Raw genomic sequence first — 14,513 nt, 5'->3', positions numbered from 1 at the left:
GAAGGAATCCAACTTGAGCGAACTTCTCAACCGCCGCCTGGCTCTGCTTGGCGAGCGCGCTAACCTCTCTCTGCTCGAGCAGTGCCTGCATGGCATCGAGCGCGAATGCCTGCGCGTTACAGGTGTTGGCCGTCTGGCGCAGACGCCGCATCCCGAAGAACTGGGATCTGCACTGACCAACGAGCAAATCACCACCGACTACTCCGAGTCGCTGCTGGAGTTCATCACTCCGGCCCTGCCTGACCCGGCGGAGATGCTGAGCAGCCTCGACAAGATCCACCGTTTTGCCTACAGCAAACTCGGCAACGAGTACCTGTGGAGTCCATCGATGCCGTGCCCGTTGCCGGCCGAGGAAGATATCCCGATCGCTTACTACGGCACCTCCAACATCGGTAAGCTCAAATACGTATACCGCAAGGGCCTGGCCCTGCGTTACGGCAAGACCATGCAATGCATTGCCGGGATTCACTACAATTTTTCGCTGCCAGAGAAACTCTGGCCGCTGCTCAAGCAAGCCGAGGGTTATGTCGGCACCGACCGCGACTATCAGTCGGCGGCCTATATCGCGCTTATTCGTAACTTCCGCCGCTACAGCTGGCTGCTGATGTACTTGTTCGGCGCTTCGCCGGCTCTGGATGCAGGCTTCCTGCGCGGTCGCGCCCATCAGCTGGAGCAACTGGATCCCGACACGCTGTACCTGCCGTACGCCACCAGCCTGCGCATGAGCGATCTGGGTTACCAGAGCAACGCTCAGGCAGGACTGACGCCGTGCTACAACGATCTGGACAGCTACACCAACAGCCTGCGCAAGGCGGTCGCGACACCCTATGCACCGTACGTCGAAATCGGCACCCATCAGGACGGTGAGTGGGTTCAGCTCAACACCAACATCCTGCAGATCGAAAACGAGTACTACTCCAACATCCGCCCAAAACGCGTGACCTACACCGGCGAACGGCCGATCCAGGCGCTGGTGGCCCGCGGCATTCAGTACGTCGAAGCGCGTTGCCTGGACATCAACCCGTTCCTGCCGATGGGCATCGATCTGCAAGAGTCGCGTTTCCTCGACGCTTTCCTGCTGTATTGCGCGCTGAATGAAAGCCCGCTGCTTGAAAACATCGAATGCGGCAACTGCACCTCTAACTTCCTCACCGTGGTCAAGGAAGGTCGCCGTCCGGGCCTGCAACTGCGGCGCAAGGGCCAACCGGTGGACTTGAAAGAGTGGGCCAGCGAGTTGCTGGAGAAGATTGCGCCATTGGCCGCGCTGCTCGATCAAAGCCACGGCGGCGATGCCCATAGCATCGCGCTGGAAGCGCAACTGGCCAAGGTCAAGGATCCGTCCCTGACGCCATCCGCTCAGGTGCTGGCGGCCATGAACGAGCATAAAGAGAGCTTTACCCAGTTCTCCCTGCGCCAGAGCCGGGCTCACGCGGAGTACTTCCGTAGTGAACCACTGGCGGCCGACGAGCAGGCGAAGTTTGAAGAACTGGCGCGGTCGTCGCTGGCTCAGCAAACGGAGCTGGAACAGAACGAAGTCGGCGATTTCGATGTGTTTGTCGGGTCGTATCAGGCGAGCATTCTGGCGATCAGTAATTAAGCGGCGCCTGTAAAAATATTGCAGCCTGCGGGGACCGGTTTGATCGTTCCCACGCTCCCGCGGTTGATCGTTCCCACGCTCTGCGTGGGAATGCCTCATGGGACGCTCCGCGTCCGCTTCGGCTGTGACGCAGAGCGTCACGGGATGCATTCCCACGCGGGAGCGTGGGAACGATCAAATCAATCCAGGGCCGGTCCCCGCAGGGTGCGATCTTTTGATTCTTAGAATTTTCCGCTCATAAGCTAATTCTAAAAAGTTATTTATTTTAACTTTATTAGATCATTTAGTCTCTTTGTCAGCCGACTCTCGGCCGCCTGACAAGGAGCTTGCCAATGAAAACGTACTTTCCCCTTCGCCTCCTGGCGGCCGCGTCCCTGGCCGCAGCGAGCCTCTTTGCCCAGGCGGCTGACGTTACCGTTGCCTACCAAACCACCGTTGACCCGGCGAAAGTCGCCCAGGCCGACGGCACTTACGAAACAGCCACCCATGCCAAGATCGACTGGCGCAAATTCGACAACGGTGCAGACATCATCGCCGCCATCGCCTCGGGCGATGTGCAAATCGGTTACCTCGGTTCCAGTCCGCTGACCGCCGCGATCACCCGCAAGGTTCCGGTGGAAACTTTCCTTATTGCCACTCAGATCGGCGCCGCCGAAGCTCTGGTGGCCCGCGACGGTTCCGCAATCAAAACCCCGCAAGACCTGATCGGCAAGAAAGTCGCCGTGCCTTTCGTTTCCACCGGTCACTACAGCCTGCTGGCAGCGTTGAAGCACTGGAACATCGACCCGTCGAAAGTGCAGATTCTCAACCTCGCACCGCCAGCGATCATAGCCGCGTGGAAACGCGGTGACATCGACGCCACTTACGTTTGGGACCCGGCGCTGGGCGTGGCCAAGGAAAACGGCAAGGTGCTGATCACCTCCGGCGAACTGGCCAGGTTCGGTGCGCCGACCTTCGATGCCTGGATCGTGCGCAAAGATTTCGCCGAGAAGCACCCGGAAATCGTTACCGCGTTCGCCAAAGTCACCCTGGACGCCTACGCCGCTTACCGCAAAGACCCACAAGCCTGGCTGGCTGACAAAGGCAACGTCGACAAACTGGTGAAACTCTCCGGCGCCAAGGCCAGCGATATTCCATTGCTGCTGCAAGGCAACGTCTACCCGCTGGCGGCTGATCAAGTGATCACCCTCGGCGCACCGACCACCAAGGCCATCACCGACACCGCGGCGTTCCTCAAGGAACAAGGCAAGGTCGAAGCCGTACTGCCGGACTACGCGCCGTACGTCAGCGCCAGGTTCATTACCAACTGATCAGGAGCACACGGCGATGGCCTTGTTAGAACTGGAGCGCATCAGCGCACAGTACCCCGGCGCGGCCGAACCGGTGCTGGCGGATATTTCCCTGAGCCTTGGGCCGCAGCAACTGCTGGTCGCCCTCGGCCCTTCCGGCAGTGGCAAGACATCGCTGTTGAACCTGATTGCCGGTTTCGTTGAACCGAGTGCCGGGCGCATCACCCTCGACGGCGTGCCGGTCAAAGGCCCGAGTGCCGAACGCGGCGTGGTGTTTCAGGATGACGCGCTGCTGCCGTGGCAGGACGTGTTGGCCAACGTCGGCTTCGGACTGGAACTGGCGGGCATCTCCAAGCCTCAACGGGAAGTCCGTGCGCGGGAAATGCTCGCTCTGGTGGACCTGGCCGGCTTCGACCATCGCCGCATCTGGCAGCTGTCCGGCGGCCAGAAGCAGCGTGTCGGCCTGGCCCGCGCCCTCGCTGCCAATCCTCGCGTGTTGCTGATGGACGAACCCTTCGGCGCCCTCGACGCCTTCACCCGCGAACAGATGCAGGAACTGCTGCTGCAAGTCTGCAAACGCACCGCCAAACCGGTGTTCCTGATTACCCACGACATTGAAGAAGCGGTGTTTCTCGCCACCGACTTGATTCTGTTGGCACCCAACCCCGGGCAAATCGTCGAGCGTCTGAGCCTGGACTTTGGTCAGCGTTACGCCGCCGGCGAATCGGCCCGGGCAATCAAGTCTGACCCGCGCTTTATCGAAACCCGCGAACATGTGCTGGCCCGGGTGTTCTCCCAACGCAGCGCCGTCCAGCGGCAGGAGCGCGCATGAGCAGCTACCCATTACCAGCTACGGCCACCACTAAACCTGCCGTCGGCCAATCGGTTGTGATTCCTGTTCGTCGCAGTCTGAGTACACGCTGGATCAGCGTGTTGACGATAATCACCCTGCTCGCCATCTGGTGGGCCGTGACGGCCAGCGGACTGATTGAACCGCTGTTCCTGCCGCCACCTTCGTCGGTGCTGCAAAAAGGCTGGTTACTGGCGACCACCGGCTATATGGATTCGACGCTGTGGCAGCATTTGGGCGCCAGCCTCAGCCGTATCGGGCTGGGCCTGGGTTTTGCGGTGCTGACGGCAGTCCCGGTCGGCATTGCCATTGGCCATAACCGTATCGCGCGCGGCATTTTCGACCCGTTGATCGAGTTCTACCGCCCTATTCCACCGCTGGCCTATCTGCCGCTGATCGTCATCTGGTGCGGCATTGGTGAGCTGTCCAAAGTCCTGCTGATTTACCTGGCAATATTCGCCCCGATTGCCATCGCTACCGCTACCGGCGTGCGCACGGTCGACCCGGCCAGACTGCGCGCCGCGCAATCGTTGGGTGCGACGCGGGCACAGCTGATTCGCCATGTGATTGTGCCCAGCGCCTTGCCGGATATTCTCACGGGTGTGCGGATCGGCCTGGGGGTCGGTTGGTCGACCCTGGTTGCCGCCGAATTGATCGCCGCCACCAGTGGCTTGGGTTTTATGGTCCAGTCGGCTGCGCAGTTTCTGGTCACCGATGTGGTGGTGCTGGGGATTCTGGTGATCGCTCTGATTGCCTTCGCCATGGAAATGGGTCTGCGTGCGCTGCAACGCAAGCTAGTGCCGTGGCATGGCCAGACGCATTGACAGGTATTGAAAAACTGACCACGCCGACACTTCGGCGCCGAATTTGAGAAAGATCATGAGCCTGACCATCACCCCGATTAGCTCCGCACTTGGCGCCCAGATCAGCGGCGTCGACATCACTCAGCCACTGAGCGTCGAACAGCGCGATGCCATCGAGCAGGCTCTGTTAAAGCATCAAGTCCTGTTCTTTCGCGAGCAGCCGTTGAACCCGCAGCAACACGCGCATTTCGCCGCCAACTTTGGTGATCTGCATATCCACCCGATTTATCCGAATGTGCCGCAACAGCCTGAAGTGCTGATCCTCGACACCGCGGTGACCGACGTGCGAGACAACGCAATCTGGCACACCGACGTGACTTTCCTGCCGACCCCGGCGCTGGGCGCGGTCCTCAGCGCCAAGCTGTTGCCGGCGTTTGGTGGCGATACCTTATGGGCCAGCGGCATCGCGGCGTATGAGGCGTTGTCGGCACCAATGCAAACCCTGTTGCAAGGTCTGACCGCTACCCACGACTTCACCAAATCCTTCCCGCTGGAACGCTTCGGCACCACCGCCGAAGACCTGGCGCGCTGGGAAGAAGCCCGCCAGAAAAACCCGCCGCTGTCGCACCCGGTAATCCGTACTCACCCGGTCAGCGGGCGCAAGTCGCTGTTCGTCAACGATGGCTTCACCACCCGCATTAACGAGCTGGAGCCGACGGAAAGCCAAGCCATCCTCAAGTTGCTGTTCGCCCACGCCACCCGCCCGGAGTTCACCATCCGCTGGCGCTGGCAGGAAAGCGACGTGGCATTCTGGGACAACCGCGTGACGCAGCATTACGCAGTGGATGACTATCGCCCGCAACGGCGTGTGATGCACCGGGCGACGATATTGGGGGATGTACCGGTTTAAGTGATCAATGATTGTTCCCACGCTCCCGCGTGGGAACACATCCCGTGACGCTCTGCGTCACTGTGGACGCGGAGCATCCACGGCGGCATTCCCACGCAGAGCGTGGGAACGATCAGCATCACTCAGCTGTAGAAGGCTTCTCCCACAAGTTAATCCCGCCTTCCTGGGCAAACCGGTCGATTTCGGCCAGTTCCTCCGCGCTAAAGCTCAGGTTCTTCAACGCCCCGACATTTTCAATGATCTGCTCCGGGCGGCTGGCGCCGATCAGGGCGGAGGTCACGCGTGGGTCGCGCAGGGTCCAGGCCAACGCCATTTGCGCGAGGCTTTGATCACGGCGTTGGGCGATTTCGTTGAGAGCCCGCACCTGGGCAATGTTGGCCTGCGACAAGTGCGAGTCTTGCAGCGAACCGCCGCCCGGACGATTGACCCGCGCATCCTTGGGCACACCGTTGAGGTATTTGTCAGTCAGCAGGCCCTGGGCCAATGGAGTGAAGGCGATTACCCCGGCACCGAGTTCGTCGGTGGTGTCCAGCAGGTCTTTTTCCACCCAGCGGTTGAGCAGGTTGTAGGCCGGTTGATGGATCAACAGCGGGACTTTCCATTCTTTGAGCAAGGCTGCGATTTCCCGGGTCTTAGCCCCGGAATACGACGAGATGCCGATATACAGCGCCTTGCCCTGTTGCACTGCAGTAGCCAATGCGCCGGCGGTTTCTTCCAGCGGTGTGTCAGGGTCGAAGCGGTGCGAATAAAAGATATCCACATAGTCGACTCCCAACCGCTGCAGGCTCTGATCGAGGCTGGCCAGCACGTATTTACGCGAGCCGCCGCCCTGACCGTACGGGCCCGGCCACATGTCCCAGCCGGCCTTGCTGGAAATAATCAGCTCGTCACGGTAGTGCTTGAAGTCTTCGCGCAGCAAACGACCGAAGTTGATCTCAGCGCTGCCATAGGGCGGTCCGTAGTTGTTGGCCAGGTCGAAATGATTGATGCCCAAGTCGAAGGCGGTGCGCAGCAAGGAGCGCTGGGTGTCGATCGGCGTGCTGTCGCCGAAGTTGTGCCACAGGCCCAGAGACAGCGCCGGCAGCACCAGCCCGCTGCGACCAACGCGGCGGTAAGGAATGGAGTCGTAGCGATCAGCAGCAGCGATATAGGTCATCGGACTCTCTACTTGTTTGGGGTAACAGTGTCTTTGAATTCTGAAGGTCGTTTCGACCATTTAGCGGGCAAGGTATGACCACCGTATTCGGTATGGAAACAGCACACAGCCTGATCGTTCCCCAAAAATGCGCGAGGAACGATCAACTGTTTTTTAAGCCGACAACTCTCGCAATGCCGCAGCCGCCAGAAAACCGGACCGCGAGCTGTAACGATGATCCCGTTTTACGGTTTGATCGATACGTTCAAGTAACCGCTCAGGAAGCGTGGCGTTAAAGCGCACCGACTTCCCAAAGTAAGGTGTCACGTCAAACTCAACCACACCCCATACACCGCCGGCGTAGTCGGGGTTATCAAGGTGATCATCTATCTCGTGCACTTGTGGAAGTGGATCGCCATCGGCGACCAATCCTTCGAAATGCAAGGACAACGCTTCTTTCACGTTTTCGAATGCCTTCGCCACCGTGCTACCTGCGGAGAAGCAACCCGGCACGTCAGGGACAATCACTCCATAGTCTGAGTCGGCATCCTTGTGCAGAACGACTGGGAATTTCATGTTGGTGGACCCTTCCTTTAAATCCGGTTTCGTTGGAAACCGGTTTGTCTTCAATGCGATCCCATGTGGGCTCTCGTACCCGCTTGCCGGCCTCATTTCAGTCCGGCCTGTTTCAGTATGCTGTTGATCGTACCTTTCGGAAGATCGGAGTCCGGGTGCTTGATGGTGACCCTACCCGGCTTGCTCGGATGTCTGTACTGATGTTGACTGCTTTTCACCGCCACCAGATACCACCCATCCTCCTCGATCGCGTTAATCATTTCCCGACTTCGCATCACCCTCGCCCTTTTCGACAGCATCTGCGGCGAACTGTATGCAGCAAAGGGCGAAATTAATACACACCATACACACCGTGTTAAATATTAGTCCACAAGAGCTTCGCCCGCTTCTGCCCAGACGGACGGTTACTGAGCCTTGGCAAACACCTCGCTCAACCAATCGACAAACACTCGCACTCTGGGCGACATGTGGCGGTTGTGCGGATAGAGCACCGACACCGGCATGGGCGGTGGTGGAGTGTCGAGGAGAATTTCCTGCACCAGTCCTTGGGAAATCTGCGTCGCCATGCGGTAGTGCGGGCATTGGATGAGACCTAGACCTGCGACCGCCGAGGCGGCGTAGATCTCTGCACCGAACACCGACAACGCACCCTCGATGGCGACCTCTTTCAGCTCGCCGTCGACCATGAATTCGAACGGGAACCGTTTGGCGGTGGTGCGCGAGACGTAGTTCACCGCCCGATGCTGCGCCAGCTCGTCGAGGCTCTTCGGTTCGCCGTATTTACGCAGGTAGGCCGGGCTGGCGCAGGTCACCTGGCGCAGGGTCGCGACGCGGCGGCCAATCAGCGACGAATCCCCCAATGTGCCGGCCCGCAACACGCAGTCGACCCCTTCAGCGATCAGGTCGACAAAGCGATCCGCTTCGCTGATGGACAACTCGATCTGCGGGTAGCGCTCCATGAACTGCGGTAACGCCGGGATCACGAAGTACTTGGCCAACGTGCCATGCAAATCGACCCGCAACCGCCCTTTCGGTGCCACGCTCCGAAACGCCAGTTCAGCCTCCTCCAGCTCCGCCAGCAATTGCACGCAACGCACGTAGTACGCCTCGCCATCCAGGGTCGGACGCACCCGACGCGTGCTGCGTTCCAGCAGCCGGGTGCCGAGCCAGGCTTCGAATTGATTGAGGGTGTGGGTCAACGTCGCGCGGGGCAGATTCAGGTCATCGGCCGCTAGCGTGAAGCTGCTGCGCTCGTAGATCCGCACAAAAACCTTCATCGCTTTGACTTGATCCACGCGGGACTCCTGGCACTCGATTGTTGGCGATTATTGAACAGTCAAGGCAACTCTGGTGCATTTATCGCCATGGGTAAACAGGTGAATCTTGCTTCACACCCGGCAAGCAACTTCACCACCTCAAGGAAACAACGCCATGACTACTCCAACCTCAAAAGTCGCGATCGTTACCGGCGCCTCCCGCGGCATCGGCGCAGTAATCGCCAGACAACTCGCCTGCGAAAGTTTCGCGGTTGCCATCAACTACGCCAGCAGCGCCAACGAAGCTTCGGCTCTGGTTGTGGAACTGCGCCAGGCCGGCCATCGGGCCATAGCGATCAAGGCTGACGTGTCCAACGCTGCCGACGTGCGCCGGATGTTCGATGAGACCGAAGCGCAACTGGGCAAGGTCGACGTACTGGTGAACAACGCCGGAATCCTCAACGTTCTGCCATTGGCCCAGCACAGCGACGAACTGTTCGAGCAAACCTTCGCCATCAATACCCGCGGCACCTTCAACACCTTGCGCGAAGCCGCGACCCGCCTGAACGCCGGCGGGCGGATCATCAACTTCTCCAGCAGCACCGTGGCCATGAACCTGCCGGGCTACGCGGTATACATCGCCAGCAAAGCGGCGGTGGAATCCTTCACGCAGGTGTTTGCCAAGGAACTGCGTGGTCGCAACATCACCGTCAATGCGGTCGCTCCCGGCCCGGTCGCCACTGAACTGTTCCTGCACGGCAAAAGCGAAGAACAGATCCAGACCTTCGCCAAGATGCCGCCACTGGAACGCCTCGGTCAGCCGGAAGACATCGCCAACGTCATCTCCTTCCTGATAAGCCCCGCTGCCGCTTGGGTCAACGGGCAAATCCTGCGCACCAACGGCGGTTTGGCTTAAGCCCTCAACACTCAGCACAACCGCCCGGCCGACGTGGCCCGCCGCGACGCCTATGCTCATTATCACGACGTGATGGACAACGCCTCAGCGCGAGTGAATCCGTAAGGGCCCCATCGCGGGCAAGCCTCGCTCCTACGATCAAAGTTGGGTCAGGCCACAATCATATGATCGATACACCCCCCGTAGGAGCGAGGCTTGCCCGCGATGGCGGCTTAACAGGCGCCAAAGATTTCAAATCAGGAGAATCACCCACATGCACACCACCATCATCATCACCTTCGGCCTGATCCTTCTGGCCCTGATGCTCTTTATCGGCGACAAACTCGGCTTCAACCAGCAGACGCTCAGCTATAGCTTCGTCGGCCTGTGGTTGGCACTCGCGGTGATCAACGGCGCGGTCGGCATGGTCACCGCAAAGCAGCCGCTGACCACGGAACTGGCGGTCGGCAGTGTGGTGTTTGGCGTGCCGGTGATCGCTCTGCTGTTGTTCCTGATGCTGACCAGAGCCTGAGCGCCACCGGCCCTCGATCAACGCACCAAGTGTAGAAACTGCATATGCCGCTCGTACTGATCAAGGATGTCGTTGATGATCTGCTCCTTGGTGTAACCCACCAGATCATAATCCTGACTGCCTTCGCTCAGATGCACTTCGGCCCGGTAATAACGACGGTTGTTGAGCTCTTTGGAACCCATCCCGCCACGGGCAAAAGATGGCGTGAAGTAGCCGCGCATCTGCACCTGGTAGATGAACGCTTGTTGTTCGCCATGACTGATTTCAAGGTTGACGCTGTCGTTGGCCGGGACCGGCCAGGTGACCATATGCAGGCCTTTTTCGACGAATACCGCCGTCACTTCTTCGATCGCCGGGCGCACCGTTGAATCGAGGAAACGGTACACCTCATCCCGTGAAGGGAAATGCACGGCCTGGCTCAGGCGCTGACGCCAACCGCCACGTCGTGAACCGGACACTGGCGCCAACGAGTGCAGTTGCGCGATCTGCTTCTGCGACTCGAGATAAAACGCCTTGTGCAGCCCCCACATCATCAGCAGCAAGATCAACGAGAACGGTAGCGAGGTCAGCACCACTGCTGACTTCAGCGAATCGATGCTGCCGGCAAACAACAAGGCACTGGTGATCAGCGCGGTCATCGCTCCCCAGAACACCCGTAGCCATTTCGGTCCGTCTTCGTCGGGGTTGCCGCCACGGGCGCAGAGAGTCGAAAGCACCACGGTGCCAGAGTCCGCCGAGGTGACAAAGAACACGAAGCTGATAAACACCGTGACCGCGATGACCGTCTTGCCCCACGGGTAAGTTTCCAGCAGAAGGTAAATGGTCATCGATGGATTTTCGATAGCCGACATCCCCAGTGCGCTCATACCGTGATTGAGTACCTGATCGATGGCGCTGTTGCCGAAGATCGACATCCACGCCAGGGTGAAGCCCAGCGGAATCAGCAGCACGCCGAAGACGAATTCGCGGATGGTCCGGCCACGGGAAATCCGCGCGATGAACAGCCCCACGAACGGCGACCATGCGATCCACCAGGCCCAGTAGAACACCGTCCAGCCACCCAGCCAGTCGCCGGGTTTGTCGTAGGCGTAGAGATCGAAACTCTTGGTCGGCAGCGCACCGAGGTAGTCGCCGACATTCTGGATCAGGGTGTTGAGCAGGTGCTGGGTGGGGCCGGCGAACAACACGAACAACAGCAGCGCACAGGCCAGTAGCATGTTGATGTCGGACATCACCCGTACGCCTTTATCGACGCCGCAGACCGCGACGAGAATCGCCGCGCCCATCATCAACGTGATCAGCCCAACCTGAATCCACTGGGTATGAGCGACGCCAAACAGGAAGTCGAGACCTGAGTTGAGGTGCAACACGCCAAAACCCATGTCCGCGCCGAGACCGAACACCGTCGCGATGATCCCGAAGCCATCCACCGCGTAACCGATCGGGCCGTTTATGCGCTTGCCGATCAGCGGGTAAAGCGCCGAGCGCAGGGCCAGCGGCAGGTTATGCCGATAGGCGAAGTAGGCCAACGCCATGCCGACGAAGGCGAACACGCCCCAGCCGTGCAAGCCCCAGTGCAGAAACAGAATCTGCATGGCCTGGCGCGCGGCGTCCGCGGTACCGGGTTCGCCTTGGGGCGGCTGCAGCATGTGCGTCAGCGGTTCAGAGACGCAGAAGAAAAACAGCGTGATGCTGATCCCGGCGGCGAACAGCATGCCGGCCCAGGACAGGTAACTGAATTCGGGCTCGTCGTGGTCGGCACCGAGCTTGATCTTGCCGTAGCCGGACAAGGCGGTGACCACCACGAAGACCAGATACAGGGTCATCGCCAGCATGTAGTACCAGCCGACCGTATTGGCCGCCCGGTTTTGTGCGGCCAGAAGCCAGGCGCCGGCCTGTTCCGGCATGGCGATTACCACTAGGCCAAACAACAGAATGAAGCCTGCGGCGAAGTAAAACACCGGCGGGTTCATGCGGATCTGGCCGCTGGGAGGGGTAGACGATGCACTCATGAACGGTGCACCTCGAAGGTGTGAAATGTGGCTGAATAAAACGGACTCAGCAAAGGTAAGCCTCCTGTTGTGAGCGGGCAGCGAACCACCGGTTTAACTTGAACGAACGGTCAAGTTAAACATGGATAGGCGTTTCAGGACTAATCGCAAGGCTCAGCGGCAGCTTTCGTACGCTGGCTCAAGGAGGGGTATGAGGTGGTGTGGTGGGGGAATCTCTGTGGCGAGGGAGCTTGCTCCCGCCGGCCGGTCCGCGCTCGGGCGAAGCAGCGCCGATCGTTCCCACGCTCCAGCGTGGGAATGCAGCCCGTGACGCTCCGCGTCACTGCCGAAGCGGACGCGGAGCGTCCAGTGAGGCATTCCCACGCGGAGCGTGGGAACGATCAATACGATGAGCGCAGAGCGTGGGAACGATCACCGTGGATCTCTACTTCTGCGTCCCGTCATCATGCTGCAGATTCGCCTGGGTCAGGTTGCAACCCGCCGGCACGCTGCGGGTCAGCCAGACATTGCCGCCGATGGTCGAGCCTTTGCCGATGGTGATCCGCCCCAGGATAGTCGCGCCGGCGTAAATCACCACGTCGTCCTCGACAATCGGGTGGCGCGGATGGCCCTTCTGCAATTGCCCGTCCTCGTCCGCAGGAAAACGTTTCGCACCAAGGGTCACGGCCTGATAGATGCGCACCCGCTCGCCGATAATGGCCGTCTCGCCGATCACCACACCCGTGCCGTGATCGATAAAGAAACTGGCGCCGATCTGTGCTCCGGGATGGATATCGATGCCCGTTGCCGAGTGAGCGATTTCCGAACTGATCCGCGCCAGCAGCGGCAACCCGGCGCGGTACAGGTGATGCGCCAGGCGATGGTGGATCACCGCGAGAATCCCCGGGTAGCACAACAGCACTTCATCCACGCTGCGTGCCGCCGGGTCACCGTGGAAGGCCGCCAACACGTCGGTATCAAGCAGGCTGCGCAACCCTGGCAAGGCCAGCGCGAAATCCTGGATCAGCCGGATCGCCTTGATCTCGACTTCGCTATCGACCTGCGCGCTTTGCCGAGCGACATAGCGCAGCTCAAGTCGTGCCTGGGCCAGCAAGGCATTGAGGGCCACGTCCAGAGTGTGACCGACGTAAAAATCTTCACTCTCCTCGCGCAGATCCACCGGGCCAAGGCGCATCGGGAACAGCGCACCACACAGCGCTTCAAGAATCTCGGCCATGGCAGCGCGGGATGGCAGTTCGCGCCCGCCCTGCTCGCCGCTAATGCGACCGTTCTGAGTGCGCCACTGATCTCTGGCGCAGCGCAATTGGCCGACGATGGTCTGCAATTGCCAATGGCTGGAACGCTCGCTCACGGTAAAGACTCCTCACTCTGGCAGCCGGACTGTCTGGCCGCGCAAACGACATCCACTTTACGGTATGCGCCCAGACCTGAATTAAGAACGAATTGTGCTGCTCTCAGCATTTTTTGATATAAGCGATTGGCGGTTGCCCGAGTAAAAGGGCCTGCCTATAGTCCAGACATTTCCTACAGCCAGTGCGGACCCATGATCAAACAACAGCTTGCTCGCTTCAATCGTCTGGAACTCCTTGGCAATGCCACCGCGCTCGAAAAACTCGAACGCCTGTCGACCTGGCTGGGTCGCGATATCTATGTCAAACGCGATGACACCACACCGCTGGCGCTGGGCGGCAACAAGCTGCGCAAGCTCGAATACCTGGCGGCCGATGCGCTGGCCGCCGGTGCCGATACGCTGATCACCGCCGGCGCCATCCAGTCCAACCATGTGCGCCAGACCGCCGCGCTGGCCGCCAGGCTGGGTCTTGGTTGCGTCGCGCTGCTGGAAAACCCTATCGGCACCCACGACAGCAACTATCTGGCTAACGGCAATCGCCTGCTGCTGGATTTGTTCGATGCCAAGGTCGAGTTGGTGGACAACCTGGACAACGCCGACGATCAGCTGCACGCCCTCGCCAACCGCTTGCGGTCCAACGGCAAAAAACCGTATCTGGTGCCGATTGGCGGCTCCAACGCCTTGGGGGCTTTGGGTTATGTACGGGCCGGCCTGGAACTGGCCGGACAGATCGAGGACACCGGCCTGAAGTTCGCCGCCGTGGTGCTAGCCTCTGGCAGTGCCGGGACTCATAGCGGACTGGCGCTAGCGCTGAGCGAAGTACTGCCGGATTTACCTGTGGTGGGCGTCACGGTTTCCCGCAGCGATGAAGCCCAGCGGCCGAAGGTTCAAGGCCTGGCCGAACGCACCGCCGAGCTGCTTGGTGTGAGTTTGCCGGCGAGCTTCAAGGTTGAACTGTGGGACGAATATTTCGCTCCGCGCTATGGCGAGCCAAACGCCGGCACGCTGGCGGCGATCAAGCTGGTGGCGAGCCAGGAAGGTTTATTACTGGATCCGGTGTACACCGGCAAGGCCATGGCTGGATTGCTCGACGGTATCGGCCGCCAGCGTTTTGATGACGGCCCGATCATATTCCTGCACACCGGCGGGGCGCCGGCGTTGTTTGCGTATGCGAACACGCTCGCCTAGGGATTGATCGTTCCTCCTCAAGCTCTGCGTAGGAATGCAGCCTGCGACGCTCTGTGTCACTTGGACGCGCAGCATCCATGGAGGCATTCCCACGCGGGAGCGTGGGAATGATCAATACG

At 60.1% G+C, this 14,513-nt stretch carries 14 protein-coding genes; 8 read left to right on the top strand and 6 right to left on the bottom strand.

All coding sequences use genetic code 11. The features are described from left to right. The first annotated feature begins 13 nt into the window (after positions 1-13). The 5 genes from gshA (at position 14) to tauD (ending at position 5,449) form a co-directional block, all read left to right on the top strand. Positions 14-1,597 carry a glutamate--cysteine ligase gene (gene gshA / locus AC07VR_RS08295; protein ID WP_495010982.1) on the top strand — a complete coding sequence of 528 codons (1,584 nt, stop codon included), beginning with the start codon at positions 14-16 and terminating at the stop codon, positions 1,595-1,597. A 332-nt stretch (positions 1,598-1,929) separates the two neighbouring features. After that, entirely contained in the window at positions 1,930-2,907 is a 978-nt protein-coding gene (gene tauA, locus AC07VR_RS08290; RefSeq protein ID WP_494994427.1) for a taurine ABC transporter substrate-binding protein, read from the top strand. 16 nt (positions 2,908-2,923) lie between these two features. Continuing rightward, complete coding sequence (tauB, locus tag AC07VR_RS08285) at positions 2,924-3,718, top strand: taurine ABC transporter ATP-binding subunit (RefSeq protein ID WP_495010981.1); 795 nt, start codon at positions 2,924-2,926, stop codon at positions 3,716-3,718. Further along, the gene (tauC, locus tag AC07VR_RS08280; protein WP_495010980.1) at positions 3,715-4,560 is read left to right on the top strand and encodes a taurine ABC transporter permease TauC; all 846 of its coding nucleotides are present in this window, start codon (positions 3,715-3,717) and stop codon (positions 4,558-4,560) included. Before tauB ends, tauC begins: the two co-directional genes overlap by 4 nt. 55 nt (positions 4,561-4,615) lie before the next feature. Continuing rightward, the gene (tauD, locus tag AC07VR_RS08275; protein ID WP_494994430.1) at positions 4,616-5,449 is read left to right on the top strand and encodes a taurine dioxygenase; all 834 of its coding nucleotides are present in this window, start codon (positions 4,616-4,618) and stop codon (positions 5,447-5,449) included. A gap of 118 nt (positions 5,450-5,567) precedes the next feature. Here tauD and mgrA read toward each other — a convergent pair whose 3' ends face one another. From mgrA to AC07VR_RS08255, 4 genes are all read right to left on the bottom strand, one after another. After that, entirely contained in the window at positions 5,568-6,605 is a 1,038-nt protein-coding gene (mgrA, locus tag AC07VR_RS08270; RefSeq protein WP_495010979.1) for an L-glyceraldehyde 3-phosphate reductase, read from the bottom strand. A 153-nt stretch (positions 6,606-6,758) separates the two neighbouring features. Further along, the gene (locus tag AC07VR_RS08265) at positions 6,759-7,160 is read right to left on the bottom strand and encodes a type II toxin-antitoxin system HicB family antitoxin (RefSeq protein WP_495010978.1); all 402 of its coding nucleotides are present in this window, start codon (positions 7,158-7,160) and stop codon (positions 6,759-6,761) included. Between the two features lie 92 nt (positions 7,161-7,252). Further along, entirely contained in the window at positions 7,253-7,435 is a 183-nt protein-coding gene (locus AC07VR_RS08260) for a type II toxin-antitoxin system HicA family toxin (protein WP_495010977.1), read from the bottom strand. A gap of 129 nt (positions 7,436-7,564) precedes the next feature. Next, the gene (locus tag AC07VR_RS08255; RefSeq protein ID WP_495010976.1) at positions 7,565-8,455 is read right to left on the bottom strand and encodes a LysR family transcriptional regulator; all 891 of its coding nucleotides are present in this window, start codon (positions 8,453-8,455) and stop codon (positions 7,565-7,567) included. Between the two features lie 136 nt (positions 8,456-8,591). On the opposite strand from AC07VR_RS08255, the gene AC07VR_RS08250 reads away from it, so the two are divergent. Next, a complete protein-coding gene (locus tag AC07VR_RS08250; protein WP_495010975.1) occupies positions 8,592-9,332 on the top strand; it encodes an SDR family oxidoreductase in 741 nt (246 codons plus the stop codon). Positions 9,333-9,585: 253 nt separating this feature from the next. Continuing rightward, the gene (locus tag AC07VR_RS08245; protein ID WP_494994436.1) at positions 9,586-9,843 is read left to right on the top strand and encodes a hypothetical protein; all 258 of its coding nucleotides are present in this window, start codon (positions 9,586-9,588) and stop codon (positions 9,841-9,843) included. Between the two features lie 17 nt (positions 9,844-9,860). Here AC07VR_RS08245 and betT read toward each other — a convergent pair whose 3' ends face one another. Both betT and epsC read right to left on the bottom strand, forming a co-directional pair. Continuing rightward, complete coding sequence (betT, locus tag AC07VR_RS08240) at positions 9,861-11,816, bottom strand: choline transporter BetT (protein ID WP_495011083.1); 1,956 nt, start codon at positions 11,814-11,816, stop codon at positions 9,861-9,863. 463 nt (positions 11,817-12,279) lie between these two features. Beyond that, positions 12,280-13,206, bottom strand: coding sequence for a serine O-acetyltransferase EpsC (gene epsC / locus AC07VR_RS08235; protein WP_494994437.1), 927 nt, complete (start codon positions 13,204-13,206; stop codon positions 12,280-12,282). Between the two features lie 192 nt (positions 13,207-13,398). On the opposite strand from epsC, the gene AC07VR_RS08230 reads away from it, so the two are divergent. Next, positions 13,399-14,394 (top strand): D-cysteine desulfhydrase, encoded by a 996-nt coding sequence (locus AC07VR_RS08230; protein ID WP_495010974.1) that lies wholly within the window; start codon positions 13,399-13,401, stop codon positions 14,392-14,394. Positions 14,395-14,513: the final 119 nt, after the last annotated feature.

The sequence above is a fragment of the Pseudomonas sp. GW821-FHT02H09 genome (genome assembly GCF_059421425.1).
This window is presented reverse-complemented; position numbering and strand designations above follow the sequence as displayed.

Bases quoted from the DNA above. Each gene is read 5' to 3' on its own strand.
- tauA (WP_494994427.1), top strand. From the start codon at position 1,930: ATGAAAACGTACTTTCCCCTTCGCCTCCTGGCGGCCGCGTCCCTGGCC.
- tauB (WP_495010981.1), top strand. From the start codon at position 2,924: ATGGCCTTGTTAGAACTGGAGCGCATCAGCGCACAGTACCCCGGCGCG.
- tauC (WP_495010980.1), top strand. From the start codon at position 3,715: ATGAGCAGCTACCCATTACCAGCTACGGCCACCACTAAACCTGCCGTC.
- tauD (WP_494994430.1), top strand. From the start codon at position 4,616: ATGAGCCTGACCATCACCCCGATTAGCTCCGCACTTGGCGCCCAGATC.
- mgrA (WP_495010979.1), bottom strand. From the start codon at position 6,605: ATGACCTATATCGCTGCTGCTGATCGCTACGACTCCATTCCTTACCGC.
- AC07VR_RS08265 (WP_495010978.1), bottom strand. From the start codon at position 7,160: ATGAAATTCCCAGTCGTTCTGCACAAGGATGCCGACTCAGACTATGGA.
- AC07VR_RS08260 (WP_495010977.1), bottom strand. From the start codon at position 7,435: ATGCGAAGTCGGGAAATGATTAACGCGATCGAGGAGGATGGGTGGTAT.
- AC07VR_RS08250 (WP_495010975.1), top strand. From the start codon at position 8,592: ATGACTACTCCAACCTCAAAAGTCGCGATCGTTACCGGCGCCTCCCGC.
- AC07VR_RS08245 (WP_494994436.1), top strand. From the start codon at position 9,586: ATGCACACCACCATCATCATCACCTTCGGCCTGATCCTTCTGGCCCTG.
- betT (WP_495011083.1), bottom strand. From the start codon at position 11,816: ATGAACCCGCCGGTGTTTTACTTCGCCGCAGGCTTCATTCTGTTGTTT.
- AC07VR_RS08230 (WP_495010974.1), top strand. From the start codon at position 13,399: ATGATCAAACAACAGCTTGCTCGCTTCAATCGTCTGGAACTCCTTGGC.